Genomic DNA, 18041 nt, shown 5'->3' with positions numbered 1-18041 from the left:
GAGATGTCAGCAGAAGATTCAACACAGGTTTCACCTCTGTTGGCAGTAGAGAATCTATCTGTCAGCTTTCACTCTGCCCCCCAGGATATTGAAGCGGTAAAGCTTGCCTTGTTTGAACTGAACCGGGGTGAGACGCTGGCACTGGTAGGGGAAAGTGGGTCGGGTAAATCCGTTATTGCACTCTCGATTATGCAGCTATTGCCTTACCCAAAGGCCTACCACCCTTCAGGGAGCATCCGTCTGCAGGGAACCGAGCTGATGGCTGCTAGCAGGTCGATTTTGTCGAAAGTGCGTGGTGACCGGATAGGCATGATATTTCAAGAGCCGATGACCTCGCTTAATCCCCTGCACACGGTTGAGAAGCAGATCAGTGAGGTCTTGATCATCCATAAAGGATTATCTCCCTCCCGGGCCAGGGAGAGCACCCTTGAACTGTTGGAAAAGGTACACATCCGGGATCCTGAAAAGCGGCTGTCGAGCTATCCTCATCAACTCTCAGGCGGGCAGCGACAGCGGGTAATGATTGCCATGGCGCTTGCCAATGACCCTGATATCCTAATAGCGGATGAGCCGACCACGGCGCTCGACGTGACGATTCAGGCACAGATTCTTGCCCTGCTTAAAGATCTGCAGGAAGAAATGGGTATGGCGATACTGCTGATTACTCACGACCTGGGCATTGTCGAGAAAATTGCTGACCGCGTAGTGGTGATCCAGCAAGGCCTGATTGTAGAGCAGAATGAGACACGCAAGCTGTTCGCCTTTCCAGAACACCCTTACACCCGAATACTGCTGGAATCGGAGCCCAAGGCGAAATCTTTTACCCCCGCAACAGATTCCAAAGAGATAATTGCGTGTGATGATCTCAAAGTCTGGTTTCCTGTGGTGAAAGGCTTTTTCAGGCGAACGGTCGAACACATCAAAGCGGTAGACGGGATTACGCTTAAGCTTGCAGCAGGACGTACCCTCGGTATTGTTGGTGAAAGCGGCTCAGGAAAAACCACATTGGCCCTGGCGCTGTTGCGACTGATAGAGAGTGATGGCAGCATCCGGTTTGAGGGAGAATCCATCTCGGAAAAGAGATCATCCAAGTTGGAATCGCTGCGCCAGCGCATGCAAGTAGTTTTTCAGGATCCCTATGGTTCACTGAGTCCCAGACTGACAATCAAGGACATTGTGGAAGAGGGCCTTAAAGCCCATGCGCTGGGTAGTGATGCAGAGCGGGAGCAACAGGTGATAGAGATGCTGGAGGAAGTTGGGATTGATCCTGGCAGCCGCTATCGCTATCCCCATGAATTTTCCGGGGGGCAGCGCCAGCGAATCGCCATCGCCCGAGCAATAATCATGCGTCCAGACCTATTGGTGCTGGATGAACCGACCTCAGCTCTTGATCGCACGGTTCAGGCGCAGATCGTCGATCTGCTGCATGAACTTCAACAGAAGCACAATCTCACCTACTTGTTTATCAGTCATGACCTTAAAGTGGTGCGCGCCCTGAGCGATGATCTGATCGTCATGCAGCGGGGGATTGCTGTGGAACAGGGTTCTGCCAATGAAATATTTGATAACCCTAGGCAGCCCTACACCCGAAAATTGATGCAGGCGGCTTTTGATCTGGAAGCCGAGTCAGTGAATGACTTCGCGGGTTAGTGTCTGCTCGGAAACGACCTGGTGTTCCGCGTGCCTTGATTTCTTTATGGTTCGTACCCCTGCTTTCAGCGTAACGGATTTGCCAGAATTCTCTAATTTAAATCGGTACGGTTTCCAGTGACCTTTCCCCCAAAAATAGAGCCATGACAAGGATGAGATTTCCAATTAGTTTGTATATTAGGAGATCTCAACATGAAGAAGAAGCGTTACAGAGAAGAGCAAATTATTGGTGCCATCAAGCAGCATGAGTTAGGGGTAAAAGTTGATGACATTTGTCGTCAGTTCGGCATTTCAACCGGGTGCTTTTATAACTGGCGAAGCAAGTACGCCGGCATGGATATCTCAGAAGCCAAACGGCTCAAAGAGCTTGAAAGCGAAAACAACAAGCTTAAGAAGTTACTTACCGAGAAAATGCTTGAAGCTGAGGCGATGAAGGATGTGCTCTCAAAAAAGTGGTAAAGCCTGCTGATAGAAAACAAATCGTGATCTACCTTAAGTCACGATTCAAATTAAGTGAGCGTAGAGCTTGCCAATTAGTAGGCTTACAGTAGAACCGCTTTTCGGTACGTTACTCAATGGGGAAAAGATGAGCCTCTACGCAAACGGTTACTTGAGTTAGCAAAGAAGCATCCGAGTTATGGTTATTTGTTTTTACATGGCCTCCTGAGAGGAGAGGGGCTTGTGAAAAACAAGAAGCGGACCTACCGAGTCTATAACGAAGAAGGTCTTCAAGTGAGGACTAAAAAACGCAAGAAGATAATACGACCAAGAATGCCAATAATTATGCCCATTGGTAAAAATATACGCTGGTCAATGGATTTTGTCAGTGATCAGTTGGCTAATGGTCGCCGCTTTCGAGTATTTAATGTGATTGATGATTACTCAAGAGAAGTTATTGGCCAGCTCTCTGACTTCTCGATCAATGGTCACCAGGTCGCTCGTTTTTTAACTCAGCTAATTGAGCTAAGGAGCGCTCCGGATCAAATAATCTGCGACAACGGTACTGAGTTTACTAGCAAGGCGATGTTCTACTGGCAAAAAGAAAGTGGCGTTAAGCTAGGTTTTATTCAGCCAGGTAAGCCTACTCAGAATGCGTTTATAGAAAGCTTAAACGGTAAATTCAGAAATGAATGCTTAAATCAGCATTGGTTCAGGTCCATTGATGACGCTAGACATGAAATTGATCAATGGCGAGAGCACTACAATCACGTGCGGCCTCATAGCGCATTAAATTATTTGTCACCTGTGGCCTTTTTAAATAGGGCCGCTTAGAATGAATTATCTCATCCAAGTCTTGGTATTAAGATGGGGGGAAGGTCAGAAGCAATAGCAAATAAAAGGGGATACTTGATCAAATGGTCTGTAAAACCAGGCCAGTTATTAGTAAACAAGAGGAAAAATATGTCTCACCTTGATCGTGCCTATTGCCATCAAAGCGATAGCGTTTTAACCATTTATCAGGTGCGTGATATGCACTTTGATGAGGAGAATGACTTTAGTGCAAAGACGGCCATCTTTGAATGTGTGGACGGAGAGTGTGACGTTGAATTGCGTGGCGTAAATCACACGTCGATAGAATTTAAAAATGCGCCGCACTTCAGGTTGTTGAAAGGTTGCAGCCATAGTGACGACTGTGATTTTAGACAAGACAAACTGACTACACCGGATACCAGTGACGGCATTGGTGAGCGACGTGACCATAAAGACTCAGAATATCCCTCTGAGCTGTTGCTGGAGCGTCAACCGCCACCGTATGGCACAGGTAAGCCAAAGAAGCGGAGAGGCCCACGACGAGAGCTAGGAGTGGTTAGTGGTAGTTCAGACGGTGATAGCGGTTATACTGCGCCCCATCGAACCAGCACCCTTGAGCATATCGTTGAAACATGGCTGGAGCATGGCAAAGAGGGGTTAGTACGTGTACCGTTGACGATAGGTGATAAAACTAAATGGTACCCGAATGCGTTTAAACCGATTCAATACTTTGCCACTGAAAAAGGCTTGATCTACTGGGGGCAGGTTAAGGAAATACGTCCCTATGGTGATGATTACTCAATCACCTTTGTTGAACGCCCCTGGTTTCAGGATGATAAGCGACAGGTAGGTATTTATATCACAGGTGAGCAGATTGACCGTTATCGTAAACGCCGCTTGTTCAGGCGCTATATTGACTCTTTGCTGGAAGCACCAGACGGTCATGTGCGATGTTACTTTGTTGGTGCCTACCCTGCGTTAAAGTTAGAACCCGTTATTCCAACAGGGTAAACCGTTTAGGCCACTGGAAGTCCATCTAATGAACCTCGACCATCTGGTACTGCGCTTCGACAAGGATGAGGAAGATATTGAGGCTTAACGAATTGATGAATAAAAGGGGACGCATTTATTTAATTTTACTCCCTCATCTAAGCCCTGCTTCGCGGGGCTTATTTTTTGTCTATTTCTCTCGCGGTTTTTCCTCTGCAGTCAACACCAAACACCCCGACATGATCCGCACCTTGATTGGTGTGTTGATGCTGAACCAGGCCGCTTCTAACCAAAAGCCCTTCATGTAGATCTGGTGTATGACTCGGTCGAGCTTTTGATGTGACTGATCTGAGGATAGATGGGGGTAGTAAGTCTTAGTGACTTTGATCTTCTTATGGGTGGATGTTTTGGAGTTATAGTCAAATCTGGTGTTTAGCCAGTTGAATCAAGCGGCGACCTGATCGACTCTTGCTGCCTCAACACCCTCTTTAAATTTGATTCCGGCTTATCACCTTCGCCAGGTAATCGAAACCCCGTAATCGTCTCCACTTCTTCTCGGCGCACAGGCCGAGTTTGAACATCATGTGTAGCATGCCGTCACGCGATAGGCAGCCCTTGGAACGCCTGGTTCGATGGCGGATTGTCCCGAAGGTGGATTCAATCGGATTGCTGGTCCGAATGCTCTGCCAATGCTGCGCAGGAAATTGATAGAAAGCCATCAGTTCCTCTCGGTCTTTGTGCAGACAGATGGCAGCCTTCGGATACTTTGGCTCATACGTTTTGATAAACAGATCAAAGGCCTTTTCCGCATCGGCCTGGGTCTCCGACTGCCAGATGTTGTGCAGTGCCTGCTTCGCTTTCGGCTGAGCTGAACTTGGCAGGCAGTTCAGCACGTTCATGGTCTTGTGCATCCAGCAGCGCTGCTGGCGCGTCTCCGGATACACTTCCTCCAGCGCAGCCCGGAACCCCATGGCACCGTCACCGATCGCCAATTTTGGCGGGGTCAGTCCGCGTGACTTCAGTTTCAACAGTACCTCCCGCCAGCTCTGTGTGGACTCCCGTACACCATCCTCAATTGCCAGAAAATGCTTCTCACCACGCTCATTCACGCCGATCACCACCAGGGCACACAACTTCGTCTGCTCTCTGTCCGCTGTAGACACCGTCTGCCCACACATACACCCAATGGCCCTTATCCAGGCGCTCCTCGCACCCGCTCCGATATTCTTCTGCCCAGACCTGCTTCAGACGCGATACCCTGCCCGCCGACAAGCCTGTTGCACCCGGAACCACAAGCACTTTCAGGGCTTCACCCATCTCTCCACTGGAAATCCTCTTCAGGTAGAGCCACGGCAGTGCCGCTTCCAGTGACTTCGTCTTGCGTACATACGGCGGCACCAGAGCTGATCGGAACGTCACCGGCTCGCCGGTCTTCGCGCGAACTTTGGGGATCTTGACCGTGACCGGCCCCAATCCTGTCTGCAGTTTACGAGCTGGCAGGTGACCATTACGCACCACACCCACCTTGCCATCCTCTGTCCGTCGCTCGACGTGCTCCGCCAACAGCTCCAGCAGCTCGGCCTCCACCGCCTAGTAGATCAACTGCTCTGCACCGCTTCTCGGCAACTCTGTCAGCGGATCGATAATCGTATCTCGACCTGCCAGCTTAGCAACGTTATTCTTACTCATGGTGGCTTAATCTCCAATGGTTGTTTTGATGTCTCGCAACAATAAATCAACCAGATACCCCGCTTTTTTTCAATTCCTTTCAAACAACACTTTCAGTTATAACCCAAGCACGATGGATAGCGCCGCTGTGATGCGATGAATCGCTGGACGCAATTTGTTGCTATGGCCACAGCCCAGCTAACCGGACGCGCCAGTCTCCGTGATATTGAATCCGCCCTGGCAAGCCAAAAGCATTTGACGTATCACTTGGGAAGCGGGTCAATCAAGCGAACAACCCTGAGTCGAGCCAATCAAAATCTTTCTTCCGGTTTTTATGAAGAGCTCTTTGGGAAGTTATACGCACGCTGTCAAAGCGGCTCCCCCAGCCATAAATTCCGTTTTAAGAAGAAACTGTTTTCACTGGATGCTTCATTGCTTGATGTGTCGCTCAAGGTATTTCCTCAGGCTGAATACAATAAAATGAAAGGCGCCTACAAATTGCATATTGGGCTTGATCATGACGGTTTGATTCCAGCATTTGCAGCCGTTACTTTGGGTAAAACTGGTGACTAAACGAGTTTCCCTAAAGGCAGTGTGCTCGTCTTCGACAAGGGGTATGCCGACTACACCTGGCATAACCAGTTGACTGAAAAAGAAATATTTTTATCACACGAATTCGGAGCAATGCAAAATACCGTGTACTGGAACGACGAACAGTGAATAAATCACAGGGAATTACCAGCGACAAAATTATAGAGTACACCTCTGATCGGTCTAGAAAAAACAACCTGATGGCGGTCAGACGAGTTGGTTTTTATGATGCCAAAACCAATAAGCATTATGTCTTCATTACCAACCACCTTGACTGGTCAGAAAAGACTATTGCCGATATTTACAAGCAACGCTGGCAGGTTGAGTTATTCTTTAAATGGATTAAGTAGAATCTCAAGATCAAAGCCTTTATGGGTAACACGGATAATGCTGTCATGACGCAGGTTTGGGTGGCGCTATGTGTTTACCTGATACTGGCGTACTTAAAATTCCAGGCAAGAATCAGCCAAAGTCTTCAGCAGATGAGTCGACTGATCCATCTGGATTTATTTGCTAAGCGAGACTTGATACAGCTGTTTAGGCCCCGCCGGATCTGCAGATAGCCTCGCCTCAATTAGGGTTATTGTTTTCGCTGAAAATAAGTGGGACAGTAGTGACCAAGAATGCCAATGATTATGCCCATTGGTAAAACATACGCTGGTCAATGGATTTTGTCAGTGATCAGTTGGCTAATGGTCGCCGCTTTCGAGTATTTAATGTGATTGATGATTACTCAAGAGAAGTTATTGGCCAGCTCTCTAGACTTCTCGATCAATGGTCGCCAGGTCGCTCGTTTTTTAACTCAGCTGATTGAGCTAAGGAGCGATCCGAATCAAATAATCTGCGACAACGGTACTGAGTTTACTAGCAAGGCGATGTTCTACTGGCAAAAAGAAAGTGGCGTTAAGCTAGGTTTTATTCAGCCAGGTAAGCCTATTCATTTATTCAATTCAGTATTCTTCATCTGGATTACAGCGTGCTCAAAGGTCAGTTCAATAAGCTCAACGGGAGCTTTGAATATGATGAGAAGAATCCTGGAAGTGCCTCGATAGAGGTGGAAGTGGATATGGCGAGTGTCGACTCAAATCACGCCGAGCGTGACAAGCATCTTCGCAGCAAGGATTTTCTGGGGGGCTCCGGTTTTCCGAAAGCCAGCTTCAGGAGCACCAGCCTCGAGATGAAGGGAGTGAAAGGGGATTTGACCCTACACGGTGTTACCCGGCAGATGACCTGAATGTGGAGCAGATTGGCGCTGGAGATGACCCCTGGGGCGGCTTCCGGCGTGGGTTCAAGGGCAGGTTCGCAGTGACTACGGCATCGATCACAACCTGGGGCCAAAATCAGCGAGTATGGAGCTTCAGGTGTTTATCGAAGGTATTCGGCGATAGCCTGAATTTGGTCGAATATTAGAAACTCTCTAAAAATTCTTGACTAGATTACTGGGTATCTGGTTTAATAAATACCAAGTAAATTGCTATGTTTCTATGGTGGTTAGATTAAATTTAGGGGGCCGATATGGCTAAGATGCGCAGAGCAATTAAAGTGTGGGGAGCCCAAATGGACGATGGCCGGATGGTGACGAATGATGACCCGGACGTGGTTTCGGTCACCATTCATCCGGACGGCACTGTATCCACTACTTCACCCGATGGAAAAGTGGAAGTTGCTGAAGGAAAGTGGTTGACGTATAATCCCAGGTTCAACTAGTGTGTGCTGTGTTCGCCGGGACAAATGCGCAGGGTGTGGAGCGTGCACCTACGCATTATGGCTCGATGAGCGTTCAAGCGTGGGTATTGCCCTTCTAAAGCAATCATTCTGATTATTGCAAATTAAGTATTAGCCAAGGTCATGCAAGACGACAGGAACGAGGTGTTCTGGCACCTGCCCGGTTGTAAAAGGCAGTTGATTTATGACTCTCTTTACAGTAGCCCTACTGTTTTTCAAAAACGTTACGCCATAGACTGTGTTCTCTCAATCGTTGTATGAACCAATCCAGCGCCTTGCCTTTTTCTCCGGTTGGCCATGCCATATAGATTTCGGCCAGGGGAAGAGGTGAGGCGACCCCCAGGCTTGTCAGGTTTCCTGAGATAATATCTTCATGGACCATGTATTCAGGGACATAGCCGACGCCAAGGCCATCACGGTGTGCCTGACACTTGGTTTCCAGGTCAGGTACGGTTAATACTTGCTGGCCAGTCAGCAGAGCCGTGGTCAAAACCGGTAGATTTCTGGAGCTGTCGGCGGCAGCAACGGCACGATGAATCAGAATGTCTGCTTCAGTGAGCGGCTTCTTTAATTTTGTTAGGGGATGGTCGGGGGTGGTGACGAAGAGGAACCGGATGCTACCCATCTTTTCATAATGATAGCCTCCCCCTGATGGGATCATTCCCGGGGCCCCGATGGTGAGATCGGCTCTTCCTGATGTGAGTGTATCCCATGCCCCTTGAAGTACTTCCCGGCTGATCTTGATCTGGGTGCCGCAATTTTCCTGATAAAATTCATTCACTAGGCAGAGCAGGTCACACTGGGGCAGGATATCTGAGAGTGCGATTCGCAGTTCCGACTCCCAGCCAGTTGCTGTGCGCTTTACCGCTGCCTCCAGTTCACTGGCAGCCCGAAGTAGTGAGCGGCCGTCTTCCAGTAATTTATCTCCCGCCGGAGTCAGCTCCGCCTTGTGGCCTGAGCGATCGAACAGTGGCGCATCCAGATCCTGTTCCAGTTTTCGGATGGTGTAGGTTATTGCCGAGGGAACGCGATAGAGCTCTTTTGCCGCAGCCGCAAAGCTTCCTTTATGGTCAATGGCATCCAGTACCAGCAGGGCATCCAGGGTCAGTTTCATATTCAATTACTTTGAATGATATGGTCAGTATATTTCACTTTTTACTATAGCATCCCTTTTATATTATTGGATAAACATATTGAATTATTTTCAATGTATTGACTAAACGAACCAATATGGCGAGGAATCTGTATGCTGAATTTACTCAATGACGAGGGTCTGGATCTTTTGTTCCGCAACGCCAGAACGCACAATGCCTGGCAGAATAGAACCGTATCTGATGAACAACTGGAGCGAATCTATGATCTGATGAAAATGGGTCCTACTGCATTCAATTGCCTGCCGACAAGACTGGTATTTGTTACCTCATCCGAGGCGAAAGAGAGACTGAGGCCAGCCCTGGTTGAGGGTAATGTGGAGAAAACCATGGCAGCACCGGCTACGGTGATCGTCGCCTATGACACCCGTTTTTTTGACTATCTGCCTGAGATGTTTCCCGCCTTTGACGCTAAGCCTTTTTACGAAGGCGATGCGGAATTTGCTAGGCAGTCTGCGGTTCGTAATACTGGCCTTCAGGGCGGTTATCTGATTATGGCAGCTAGGTCATTGGGGCTAGATGTGGGACCCATGTCCGGTTTTGACAACGGGATGGTGGATGAGATTTTCTTCCTGGACTGTCGCTACAAATCCGATTTTCTTGCCAACATCGGCTACGGAGATGAGACGGGGCTATATCCACGTGGGCCAAGATTGGCCTTTGACCAAGTCTGCAAAATCATTTGATGGTTTCTGGGCGTACACTAAATTTGCGTACGTACAAAAAACTATAATTCACCACGTAGAGTACGAAGGAGACTCAATGTCTATCAATTTATTACCTTTGTGTGCTCTGTGCTCTGTGCTCTGTGCTCTTCATTCATGCCGCGCGAGATAAATTGCGTTCAGAATTAAGATAAATGGCCTCGCGAGTATTTCAGAATAGTATAACAAAATTGCAAATGCCTAAAATTCACTAGAATAGGCTCAGTGGTGTTCCTGTCAATTTAGGTGCTTTTTCTGTGCTTTCACTCCACACAAGAAGTTTTCTAGTCTTGGATCCAGCACTACCTCCAACTGTGTGCTTGATCGGTTTTCTGTCCATATAAAGTTTGTCAAAACCTCTCTCATCTCCGGGATATCGTTGACCGAGATCATCAGCATCCCGTCTATGTCCCGGGCCAGCTTGGCCATCAGTTCGTAGTTCCCAAACCCCCATTCCACACCATAGCCTTCTGTCTTCCAGTAGGGAGGATCGAAGTAGAAGAGGGTGTGTTGCCGATCATAGCGTTTCACTACCTTCTCACAGCTCAGGAACTCGATCCAGACGCCATCTAGTCTAAGATGGCGTCTGTGTGACATCCTGTACCAGCCGCATCAGGTTGATTGCTGGCGGCGGTGTCGTCGCTGTACCAAAGGTCTGATTGTCGATCCGGGCACCAAAGCCAGCTTCTGCAGGTAGTAAAATCGTGCAACCGCCTGGATGTCGGTTAGCGTTTCTGGTTGCTTCTTTTGCTCCCACTCGTAGCATCGACGGCTGCTGAGCACTTATTTGAACTGCCTGGCGAACTCTTCGGGGTGAGCCTGGATAACCCGATACATTTTGTATTAGGTCATCATTCACATCATTAATGACCTCTACACTGCTGGGTGGTTTTGCAAAGAAGATCGCCGCAGCACCACATGATGCTTCTACATAACATTGATGGACCGGCATCCTGGGCAATATCTAATTCACCAATCATCCTTTGCCCCCAATCCAGGGGGCTACCGGGCGGTATCTCATAGTGAGCTTCGTTTTGCTGTGATAGGTGGATCTACTCCGTGGTTGTGGCTCTTCCTGGCTGGCTCCGATTATCGTGAACCTGAATAATTAGGGGCATGCAGCAAAGAAATACCCACAATAAGGATAGATCGATCCAACTAACTTGGGATGAGCCAACAAAGAGGACAATGGCCCGTAGTCTCCCTGAATTGCGATAATGTGCCCTTGCTTTTGGGGATGATGATAAAGACCTACTTTGGCGTTTTTCAGTTGAAGCAAATGCAGATGGCGAAGCCACCGCCATCACTTTTGTTGGGATCACTGGTAGCAGAGATGTCAAATGTTGCTGGAATGCACCAATATTCGACCCTGTGGCTGTTGTAACGGATATTTCAGATCCTTCTGGGGATGGTGTTGACATAGGATCACCTGTTGTCGAACCCCAAGCATAGATGATGAATCGGAGATAAGTTCATCGTGACTGTAACTACTCAGGTGTTTCAAGGAGGGAGGTTGCGGCTAGGAAGGCTTGTGAACGGACTTTCAATGGCCGAGGTTGGGGCATTGGTTCGAGCATCCAGGCAGCATATTTTTCAGTTGGAGTCTGGGGCGAAAACACTAGGCCCCAGTATGACTGAAGCGTTAGCTGATGCCTTAGGGGTACTGCCTGCATTTCTCACAAGACCTATTAGGAATGAAGTTGATGAGCAGTAGTGCAACTTTAGAAAACTCCGTACAGCGCCTGTTATTGTCACTAGGCAAGTAGTGGCCAGAGGCAGCCTATTTGATGAGCTAGTGAGCCTTTTCGGAGAGAAGCTTTCTTTGCCCCAGGTAGATTTCCCTTAGCTAGAAGTACACTCAAACGAGGATATTGAACGGGCAGCCGAATACTGTAGATCAGCCTATTAAAAATATGATTCGCGTAGTTGAGCGTGCAGGGGCTGTAGTCACTTATATTGCTGGTATTTCAGCAAAGATAGATGCTCTCTATTGAGAGGTCTAGGCCCATCATAATTAGAGTTATAACTGAACGTGGTGTTTGAAGGGAATTGAAAAAAAGCGGGGTATCTGGTTGATTTGTTGTTGCGAGACATCAAAACAACCATTGGAGATACGCCACCATGAGTAAGAATAATGTTGTTAAGCTGGCAGGTCGAGATACGATTATCGATCCGCTGACAGAGTTGCCGAGAAGCGGTGCAGAGCAGTTGATCTACCAAGCGGTGGAGGCAGAGCTGTTGGCGGAGCACGTTGAGCGACGGACAGAGGATGGCAAGACGGGTGTGGTGCGTAATGGTCACCTGCCAGCTCGTAAACTGCAGACAGGATTGGGGCCGGTCACGGTCAAGATCCCCCAAGTTCGCGCGAAGACCGGCGAGCCGGTGACGTTCCGATCAGCTCTGGTGCCGCCGTATGTACGCAAGACGAAGTCACTGGAAGCGGCGCTGCCGTGGCTCTACCTGAAGGGGATTTCCAGTGGAGAGATGGGTGAAGCCCTGAAAGTGCTGGTGGGTCCGGATGCAACAGGCTTGTCGGCCGGCAGGGTATCGCGTCTGAAGCAGGTCTGGACAGAAGAATATCGGAGCGGGTGCGAGGAGCGCCTGGATAAGGACCATTGGGTGTATGTGTGGGCAGACGGTGTCTACAGCGGACAGAGAGCAGAGCAGACGAAGCTGTGTGCCCTGGTGGTGATCGGCGTGAATGAGCGTGGTGAGAAGCATTTTCTGGCAATTGAGGATGGTGTACGGGAGTCCACACAGAGCTGGCGGGAGGTACTGTTGAAACTGAAGTCACGCGGACTGACCCCGCCAAAACTGGCGATCGGTGACGGTGCCATGGGATTCTGGGCTGCGCTGGAGGAAGTGTATCCGGAGACGCGCCAGCAGCGCTGCTGGATGCACAAGACCATGAACGTGCTGAACTGCCTGCCAAGGTCAGCTCAGCCGAAAGCGAAGCAGGCACTGCATAACATCTGGCAGTCGGAGACCCAGGCCGATGCGGAAAAGGCCTTTGATCTGTTTATCAAAACGTATGAGCCAAAGTATCCGAAGGCTGCCATCTGTCTGCACAAAGACCGAGAGGAACTGATGGCTTTCTATCAATTTCCTGCGCAGCACTGGCAGAGCATTCGGACCAGCAATCCGATTGAATCCACCTTCGGGACAATCCGCCATCGAACCAGGCGTTCCAAGGGCTGCCTATCGCGTGACGGCATGCTACACATGATGTTCAAACCCGGCCTGTGTGCCGGGAAGACGTGGAGACGATTACGGGGTTTCGATTACCTGGTGAAGGTGATAACCGGAATCAAATTTAAAGAGGGTCTTGAGGTAGCAGGAGTCGATCAGGTCGCCGCTTGATTCAACTGGCTAAACACCAGATTTGACTATAACTCTCATAATTAGGAGCACCGCAAAAACTGCACCCACTAGACTGAGATTTGATACCGCGCATGAGCGTGGTCATCTGGTTATGCATATAAGGATTGTGACGGGTGATACCGGCACTGAAGCTCAAGCCAACCGTTTTGCGAGCGCCTTTCTGCTACCAAGAAGGGATTTTGTTCGGGAGTTTCCCCGATCACGTAGGATTGACTGGTAAGCGATCTTGAGGATGAAACTACGATGGAAGGTATCCATCCAGGCTATTATTCGTAGAGCCTATGACCTGGGTCTTTTCGATGCGGCACAGTATCGACGGGCAAATATCCACATCAGTAAAAGTGGCCAAAGAAAAAATGAGCCTGGTGAGCCTGATGTAATGGAGCAGCCAGAGTTGTTAAAGCTGTCTTTGGTGAAGTTAGAAGAATTTTTCAAGATTGATCCAACTACACTAGCTTACGAACTTGGTCTAAAGCCTAGATTTTTTTGGAAAAGCTAATTGGTTTTAATATTCCTGAGGAACAGCCTGATTTCGGCGCATTGAACGTTGTGCCTCTTCGGAGACCTCAAAGCGCCTAATTGTTTCATAGACACGGTGATGTTTTTCAGGCTTACAGATCTGCCTGACAGCAGCTTATGCACGATATCACTGCAGGATCTTGATAGAATTTCTCAAATACTGCAGTGACGAACCATCACAAAATGTGAACACACCGTTTCTAGTGCTGAAAAATAAGGATTTCATTTATCGTGCATCTTGCGCCTGCATATCGTGGTAAAAAAACAGTATTTCTGGGCAGGCATTAATTTGTCGACGCAGACAAGGGTTTGAGTTGAGGAATCTTGATAGGCGGGATTTTTTCCCCCTCCGTTAAATCTACGGTCAACGCAGATTTTGAGAGCCGCCATTCGCCTTTCAGTCGATTCGTCGGCTCCTTACCTGTGAATGTGACGTAGCTGTATTTACCGTAGTGGGGTAGTTTACGTGCCATGCCGGACATCGCCTCAGGTGAGTGGATCGACAGCAGGCCAATGGTAAATTCCGGGTTGCCGGGGTGTTTTCTGGTGAGGGCAATACTCTGTTGCCCTGTATTGTAAGCGTCCTGTTTTAGTAACTCAGTGAATAGGGCCGAGAAGCGGTTGTTGTTGCCAAATATCCAGATAGAACGATCTTCCGGCAGTTGATCGATATCACTGTCCCATACTGTGTCGATATCGCGTTATCTACCTGACCAGGCTTGAGCCACCTGTTTGTAACTATCGCTGGTTCTCTTGGAGTCATTGGCAGGGAGTTATGATGGTCAGTCTCTTCGCCCCAAAGAGTTGTCCAAGGGTGCTCGGGTTTTCGCTGGAGTCGAGTTGCCTAAAGAGATCGAAAAGGGGATCGATACTCAGGCGGAGCGGCCTCTTTTTCAGGGGAATATCGATATCCAGATTTTTTCCATTCATAACCAGGGTCTGCTGTAGAGGCAGTTCTTCTCCATCGAGTTGTATGAAGATCGGAACTCTGAGTTTAAATGGAGTGCCAGACTGGCTTTGGCTCAGTCTGGCCTTCAGTCGATATCCGCTGTCACTCCTGGTCACTGAGGCCAGACTTAGCTTCAATGAGGGAGCGCCCGGTCGGTTGGTCCACTGTTTGAACTCATTTTTCAGGTTAGTGCCGCTGACTGTCTCAAAAGAGGTTTGCAGATCTGAAAAACCGGCAAAAAGGAACCGGTTCTCCCGGTAGAAATGCCGCAGGCCTTCAATGAACCGTGAATCCCCAAGTTGCAGGCGCAGCATGTGGAAAAACATCAGGGTTTTGCCATAGCCGACCGCCTGGCTGATCTGGCTGATCTGGCTGATCTGGCTGTGGTGGCCACGGAATTCATTTAATGGGAAATCTTCCTCGTCCGCCACATAGTTGGCATAGTTTTTCAATGTATTGTGACGGTAATCGGAACCTTTTCCCTGTTGCTCTTTGATCAGATGGTCCGCCAGATAGGAGGTAAGTCCTTCACTCCAGTTACCCGAGGCATAATCCACGTAGACACCGTTTCCCCACCAGTTATGCAAAATTTCGTGCGGGTAGGAGCTGTTGATAATGAACGGGAGACGGATTACCCGGGGACCCAGCAGGGTGAAGGAGGGCATGCCGTAGCCGCTCTCCCAGAAGTTTTCCACCAGGGCAAATTTGCTGTAAGGGTAGTCTCCCAATAGCTGCTGATAGAGCGACAGATAGTGTTCAGTGGCCTCCAGGTAATTTTTTGCCAGGCTGGGGTCTGGATTATGCAGATAGACCTGAGCATCTGCTACCGCTGTTTCTTTCTGATAAACTTGGTATGTCCCGGCAATCAGGTAGATATCATTCTGCGGCTTCGCTATGTGCCAACTGTTAGGCGTTTCTCCTTTCTCCCCCTGGCTTATCACGGACCAGCCATCCGGGAGGTCTAGTCGCATGTAAAAATTAATCAGGACCCCGTCGATCACTGGAAACCAGTAGCTGGAGATACTCAGGAAGACGCCCTGTGTGGAAATCAGCCCCGGGGTGGAATTTCTGCCATCGGCATGCCCCTGGGAGAATCTCCCCAATGGATACTGTATGACCCCGCTATAGCTGATTGTCACTGAGCGGCCGGGGGATGCTAACTCGACCTGAAAACTTTGAACAGGTACTCTTCCACTCATCCACTGTTTGTGGGGGGTGAGTTTTGCCCCCGGCTGTTGAATTTCAGGATTGAGGCCATCGTGGAGCTGAAATTCAAAATGGGTTAAATCATGGGGAAGCGTGAGCCTGTCTTTAACCTCAAGCCCGCCGCTGTGGGGTGAGATTCTGGCCTCAATCGAGTGGTGAATGACGGAGGCCTGTTCTGCCAGTGCAAGGGAGATCCATGCCGATAGCAGCAGTAAAATGATGAGAGCTTTTTCCATGTTGGTTAGTTTATCAGGAATTATTATGACACCGGAGCGTCTTATACCGGGAGTTCAATGTTAATCGGACAAGCTCTGAGTAAATTTGTAGTTGGGGATATCTCCACGGTGTTATTTTGGCTTTGCATTAATTGGGTGGTATTTTGATGTCTAAGAAAAAACATTTCGCTTATCTCTCGTTGGCATTTGTCTCGCTGTTTCTGAGTGCATGTGGTGCTGTTGAGGTAAAAGAACATGCCAAGATGCAACCTATCCATGGACATTCGATGGAAGCCTCTAGTGAGACTGAAAATGCTCCATCTGTCAGGAATACCCAAGCTGTGAATATATCAGGATTCTCTTCCATAGATGAGATTATCCCCGAACTGTTGAAAAAGCGGGTGGTTTTTATCGGTGAGACTCACGATAATTACGCACATCACCTCAGCCAGTTGGAAATTATCAAAGGGATACACCAAGTATATCCGGAGTTGGCTATTGGCATGGAGATGTTCCAGAAACCATTCCAGACTCATCTCGACAGTTTTATCGCAGGCGATCTGAGCGAGCAGCAACTGTTAAGGCGCAGTGAGTGGTTTGAGCGGTGGAGCTACGATTATCGTCTTTATCGCCCCATTCTCATTTACGCCCGACAACATAAGATTCCTGTGCTGGCTCTCAATGCTTCAAAAGAGATCAAAAACCGCATCTCCAAGGTCGGCATATCAGGACTGAATGAGCAGGAGAGAGCTCAGGTTCCGGCTGAACTGGACCGCAGTGATGAAGATTATATTGCACGTCTTCGTACTGTTTTTCATCAGCACCCCGAGAGTGAAAAGAGAGATTTTGAGCACTTCCTGGATGTCCAGTTGTTGTGGGACGAGGGTATGGCTGAAAGAGCAGCAGCTTATTTGAAGAACCATTCAGCCAAAAAACTGGTGGTATTGGCAGGTTCAGGTCACTTGATGTACGGCTCCGGTATCCCCCAGCGGGTGTTGCGTAGAGTCAATGTGGAAAAAGCCATTGTGCTGCCTGCAGACAACCTCAGAATCAGCCCCGGCATCGCTGATTTCATCACCTTTCCGGAAGTTGCCGCGTTACCCAAGTCGGGCCTTATGGGGGTCTATCTGGATGTTGCAGAAGAGGGTGTTCTGATTGCCAATATAGCGCACTGATAGTGCAGCTGAAAAAGTGGGATTGAAGAAAGGGGATATTATTCAGAAACTGAATGACAGTACCGTTAAATTGCCCTCTGATATTAAGATTGGGCTGTTTGGAAAAAGCCCCGGTGATAATGTCCAGCTTAGAGTATTACGGAAACGGCTACTGCTGAACGATCAGGAGATGGACTTTGCATTTGATCTTGGCGGTTAAGTACTGCGCTAGGATGCATGCATCCCAAATCGGCTATGGTATAAAGACAGCGCCATAGGTCGGGTTCCCACGCTCTGCATGGAAACCTGGGAAAAGATGGATTCAGCTCCAAAGTGCATCGCCTGAATGACTAAAAAGAGATGATTTGAATGCTTGGTAAAATGAGGTTGTGAAATCTTATTTACACAGGAGCACCACAAATCATCCCTTATAGGAGCCTCTAAAAAACCTCCAAAATTCAGTGACAATAGTAGCCAATTCAACCAACCATTGATAAAGGCCATGCAACCGATTTTTTTTGATCATCAAGACCAACTTGAATTCCTTGAGCAACAGGGAGGCCCGCTGCCAAAGTTGGAAAGGACCGTAGACTGGGAGGCTTTCCGGGTATTGTTTGGCTCAGTTTATAAAAGCAGTGATCCCTGTGAAGGTGGCGTCCACCTTACGATGCGGTACTGATGTTTAAAGTGTTGGTTCTACAGTATTTGTTCAATCTGTCCGATGATCAAACAGGGTTCCAAATACGGGATCGCTATAGCTTTTGTCATTTTCTTGGGCTGAGCCCGGAGGGTAAGGTGCCCGATGCTAAGACAGTTCCTGGTTACCTATCACGCTCAGCTATTGAGCCAGTGGTTATTGCATAATATAACCCACTGAATACAGAGGG

Annotated in this window: 20 protein-coding genes and 4 pseudogenes; 18 read left to right on the top strand and 6 right to left on the bottom strand. The window is 48.7% G+C overall.

Annotation, left to right across the window (positions count from 1 at the left end):
* The first annotated feature begins 3 nt into the window (after nucleotides 1-3).
* The 3 genes and pseudogenes from MN084_RS11190 to MN084_RS11180 all read left to right on the top strand — a co-directional run bounded on the left by MN084_RS11190 (nucleotide 4) and on the right by MN084_RS11180 (nucleotide 3912).
* Nucleotides 4-1650 carry an ABC transporter ATP-binding protein gene (locus tag MN084_RS11190; protein WP_241086352.1) on the top strand — a complete coding sequence of 549 codons (1647 nt, stop codon included), beginning with the start codon at nucleotides 4-6 and terminating at the stop codon, nucleotides 1648-1650.
* A gap of 192 nt (nucleotides 1651-1842) precedes the next feature.
* Nucleotides 1843-2922, top strand: a pseudogene (locus MN084_RS11185) (IS3 family transposase).
* A 129-nt stretch (nucleotides 2923-3051) separates the two neighbouring features.
* The gene (locus MN084_RS11180; RefSeq protein WP_241086353.1) at nucleotides 3052-3912 is read left to right on the top strand and encodes a hypothetical protein; all 861 of its coding nucleotides are present in this window, start codon (nucleotides 3052-3054) and stop codon (nucleotides 3910-3912) included.
* Between the two features lie 169 nt (nucleotides 3913-4081).
* Here MN084_RS11180 and MN084_RS11175 read toward each other — a convergent pair whose 3' ends face one another.
* Nucleotides 4082-4195: a SymE family type I addiction module toxin gene (locus MN084_RS11175; protein ID WP_277400315.1), complete on the bottom strand. Its 114-nt coding sequence runs from the start codon at nucleotides 4193-4195 to the stop codon at nucleotides 4082-4084.
* Between the two features lie 141 nt (nucleotides 4196-4336).
* A pseudogene (locus tag MN084_RS11170) lies at nucleotides 4337-5580 on the bottom strand (IS256 family transposase).
* Between the two features lie 135 nt (nucleotides 5581-5715).
* Between MN084_RS11170 and MN084_RS11165 the strand changes: the two are divergent.
* The 6 genes and pseudogenes from MN084_RS11165 (at nucleotide 5716) to MN084_RS11140 (ending at nucleotide 7857) form a co-directional block, all read left to right on the top strand.
* Nucleotides 5716-6132, top strand: a complete 417-nt coding sequence (locus MN084_RS11165; RefSeq protein WP_241086354.1) for a DUF4372 domain-containing protein — start codon at nucleotides 5716-5718, stop codon at nucleotides 6130-6132.
* 143 nt (nucleotides 6133-6275) lie between these two features.
* Nucleotides 6276-6500 (top strand): transposase, encoded by a 225-nt coding sequence (locus MN084_RS11160; protein WP_241086355.1) that lies wholly within the window; start codon nucleotides 6276-6278, stop codon nucleotides 6498-6500.
* A gap of 21 nt (nucleotides 6501-6521) precedes the next feature.
* On the top strand, nucleotides 6522-6713 hold the full coding sequence (locus tag MN084_RS11155; RefSeq protein ID WP_330178030.1) for a hypothetical protein: 192 nt from the start codon (nucleotides 6522-6524) through the stop codon (nucleotides 6711-6713).
* An 86-nt stretch (nucleotides 6714-6799) separates the two neighbouring features.
* A pseudogene (locus tag MN084_RS11150) lies at nucleotides 6800-7085 on the top strand (DDE-type integrase/transposase/recombinase); the annotation flags it as partial.
* A gap of 41 nt (nucleotides 7086-7126) precedes the next feature.
* Nucleotides 7127-7384, top strand: a complete 258-nt coding sequence (locus MN084_RS11145) for a YceI family protein (protein ID WP_241086356.1) — start codon at nucleotides 7127-7129, stop codon at nucleotides 7382-7384.
* A gap of 281 nt (nucleotides 7385-7665) precedes the next feature.
* A complete protein-coding gene (locus MN084_RS11140; protein ID WP_241086357.1) occupies nucleotides 7666-7857 on the top strand; it encodes a T-complex 10 C-terminal domain-containing protein in 192 nt (63 codons plus the stop codon).
* A 223-nt stretch (nucleotides 7858-8080) separates the two neighbouring features.
* Here the strand turns inward: MN084_RS11140 and MN084_RS11135 are convergent, their stop codons facing one another.
* Nucleotides 8081-8989, bottom strand: a complete 909-nt coding sequence (locus MN084_RS11135; protein WP_320416429.1) for a LysR substrate-binding domain-containing protein — start codon at nucleotides 8987-8989, stop codon at nucleotides 8081-8083.
* A gap of 132 nt (nucleotides 8990-9121) precedes the next feature.
* Here MN084_RS11135 and MN084_RS11130 point away from each other — a divergent pair, with 132 nt between their 5' ends.
* Nucleotides 9122-9712 carry a malonic semialdehyde reductase gene (locus tag MN084_RS11130; protein ID WP_241086359.1) on the top strand — a complete coding sequence of 197 codons (591 nt, stop codon included), beginning with the start codon at nucleotides 9122-9124 and terminating at the stop codon, nucleotides 9710-9712.
* 229 nt (nucleotides 9713-9941) lie between these two features.
* Here MN084_RS11130 and MN084_RS11125 read toward each other — a convergent pair.
* Nucleotides 9942-10682, bottom strand: a pseudogene (locus tag MN084_RS11125) (DNA adenine methylase).
* A gap of 594 nt (nucleotides 10683-11276) precedes the next feature.
* Here MN084_RS11125 and MN084_RS19725 point away from each other — a divergent pair.
* The 4 genes from MN084_RS19725 (at nucleotide 11277) to MN084_RS11115 (ending at nucleotide 13610) form a co-directional block, all read left to right on the top strand.
* Complete coding sequence (locus MN084_RS19725; protein WP_445083966.1) at nucleotides 11277-11444, top strand: hypothetical protein; 168 nt, start codon at nucleotides 11277-11279, stop codon at nucleotides 11442-11444.
* 407 nt (nucleotides 11445-11851) lie between these two features.
* Nucleotides 11852-13090 (top strand): IS256 family transposase, encoded by a 1239-nt coding sequence (locus tag MN084_RS11120; protein ID WP_241086360.1) that lies wholly within the window; start codon nucleotides 11852-11854, stop codon nucleotides 13088-13090.
* A gap of 22 nt (nucleotides 13091-13112) precedes the next feature.
* Complete coding sequence (locus tag MN084_RS19720) at nucleotides 13113-13331, top strand: ImmA/IrrE family metallo-endopeptidase (RefSeq protein ID WP_445083824.1); 219 nt, start codon at nucleotides 13113-13115, stop codon at nucleotides 13329-13331.
* Nucleotides 13332-13343: 12 nt separating this feature from the next.
* A complete protein-coding gene (locus tag MN084_RS11115) occupies nucleotides 13344-13610 on the top strand; it encodes a hypothetical protein (protein ID WP_241086361.1) in 267 nt (88 codons plus the stop codon).
* A gap of 304 nt (nucleotides 13611-13914) precedes the next feature.
* Here the strand turns inward: MN084_RS11115 and MN084_RS11110 are convergent, their stop codons facing one another.
* Both MN084_RS11110 and MN084_RS11105 read right to left on the bottom strand, forming a co-directional pair.
* Nucleotides 13915-14103, bottom strand: coding sequence for a hypothetical protein (locus tag MN084_RS11110; RefSeq protein ID WP_241086362.1), 189 nt, complete (start codon nucleotides 14101-14103; stop codon nucleotides 13915-13917).
* Between the two features lie 286 nt (nucleotides 14104-14389).
* Nucleotides 14390-16021, bottom strand: a complete 1632-nt coding sequence (locus MN084_RS11105) for a M1 family metallopeptidase (RefSeq protein WP_241086363.1) — start codon at nucleotides 16019-16021, stop codon at nucleotides 14390-14392.
* Between the two features lie 146 nt (nucleotides 16022-16167).
* Here MN084_RS11105 and MN084_RS11100 point away from each other — a divergent pair, with 146 nt between their 5' ends.
* The 4 genes from MN084_RS11100 (at nucleotide 16168) to MN084_RS11085 (ending at nucleotide 18018) form a co-directional block, all read left to right on the top strand.
* On the top strand, nucleotides 16168-17175 hold the full coding sequence (locus tag MN084_RS11100; RefSeq protein WP_241086364.1) for a ChaN family lipoprotein: 1008 nt from the start codon (nucleotides 16168-16170) through the stop codon (nucleotides 17173-17175).
* 16 nt (nucleotides 17176-17191) lie between these two features.
* On the top strand, nucleotides 17192-17374 hold the full coding sequence (locus tag MN084_RS11095; protein WP_330178029.1) for a PDZ domain-containing protein: 183 nt from the start codon (nucleotides 17192-17194) through the stop codon (nucleotides 17372-17374).
* A gap of 282 nt (nucleotides 17375-17656) precedes the next feature.
* Nucleotides 17657-17833 (top strand): hypothetical protein, encoded by a 177-nt coding sequence (locus MN084_RS11090; protein ID WP_241086366.1) that lies wholly within the window; start codon nucleotides 17657-17659, stop codon nucleotides 17831-17833.
* Nucleotides 17833-18018, top strand: a complete 186-nt coding sequence (locus tag MN084_RS11085; protein ID WP_445083823.1) for a transposase — start codon at nucleotides 17833-17835, stop codon at nucleotides 18016-18018. The genes MN084_RS11090 and MN084_RS11085 overlap by 1 nt, the downstream gene beginning before the upstream one ends.
* The last annotated feature ends 23 nt before the right edge of the window (nucleotides 18019-18041 follow it).

This window comes from Candidatus Vondammii sp. HM_W22, from assembly GCF_022530855.2.
In the GTDB taxonomy this organism is placed as follows: Bacteria; Pseudomonadota; Gammaproteobacteria; order Chromatiales; family Chromatiaceae; genus Vondammii.
The sequence above is the reverse complement of the archived record's forward strand: the minus strand, read 5'-3'. Positions and strand labels throughout refer to the sequence as shown.

Coding starts and splice junctions, on each gene's coding strand:
- MN084_RS11175 (WP_277400315.1), bottom strand. CDS start 4,195: ATGAAGGGCTTTTGGTTAGAAGCGGCCTGGTTCAGCATCAACACACCA.
- MN084_RS11155 (WP_330178030.1), top strand. CDS start 6,522: ATGGGTAACACGGATAATGCTGTCATGACGCAGGTTTGGGTGGCGCTA.
- MN084_RS11140 (WP_241086357.1), top strand. CDS start 7,666: ATGGCTAAGATGCGCAGAGCAATTAAAGTGTGGGGAGCCCAAATGGAC.
- MN084_RS11110 (WP_241086362.1), bottom strand. CDS start 14,103: ATGGCACGTAAACTACCCCACTACGGTAAATACAGCTACGTCACATTC.
- MN084_RS11120 (WP_241086360.1), top strand. CDS start 11,852: ATGAGTAAGAATAATGTTGTTAAGCTGGCAGGTCGAGATACGATTATC.
- MN084_RS11115 (WP_241086361.1), top strand. CDS start 13,344: ATGAAACTACGATGGAAGGTATCCATCCAGGCTATTATTCGTAGAGCC.
- MN084_RS11105 (WP_241086363.1), bottom strand. CDS start 16,021: ATGGAAAAAGCTCTCATCATTTTACTGCTGCTATCGGCATGGATCTCC.
- MN084_RS11090 (WP_241086366.1), top strand. CDS start 17,657: ATGCAACCGATTTTTTTTGATCATCAAGACCAACTTGAATTCCTTGAG.
- MN084_RS11165 (WP_241086354.1), top strand. CDS start 5,716: ATGAATCGCTGGACGCAATTTGTTGCTATGGCCACAGCCCAGCTAACC.
- MN084_RS11180 (WP_241086353.1), top strand. CDS start 3,052: ATGTCTCACCTTGATCGTGCCTATTGCCATCAAAGCGATAGCGTTTTA.
- MN084_RS11135 (WP_320416429.1), bottom strand. CDS start 8,989: ATGAAACTGACCCTGGATGCCCTGCTGGTACTGGATGCCATTGACCAT.
- MN084_RS11085 (WP_445083823.1), top strand. CDS start 17,833: ATGTTTAAAGTGTTGGTTCTACAGTATTTGTTCAATCTGTCCGATGAT.
- MN084_RS19725 (WP_445083966.1), top strand. CDS start 11,277: ATGGCCGAGGTTGGGGCATTGGTTCGAGCATCCAGGCAGCATATTTTT.
- MN084_RS11100 (WP_241086364.1), top strand. CDS start 16,168: ATGTCTAAGAAAAAACATTTCGCTTATCTCTCGTTGGCATTTGTCTCG.
- MN084_RS11190 (WP_241086352.1), top strand. CDS start 4: ATGTCAGCAGAAGATTCAACACAGGTTTCACCTCTGTTGGCAGTAGAG.
- MN084_RS11130 (WP_241086359.1), top strand. CDS start 9,122: ATGCTGAATTTACTCAATGACGAGGGTCTGGATCTTTTGTTCCGCAAC.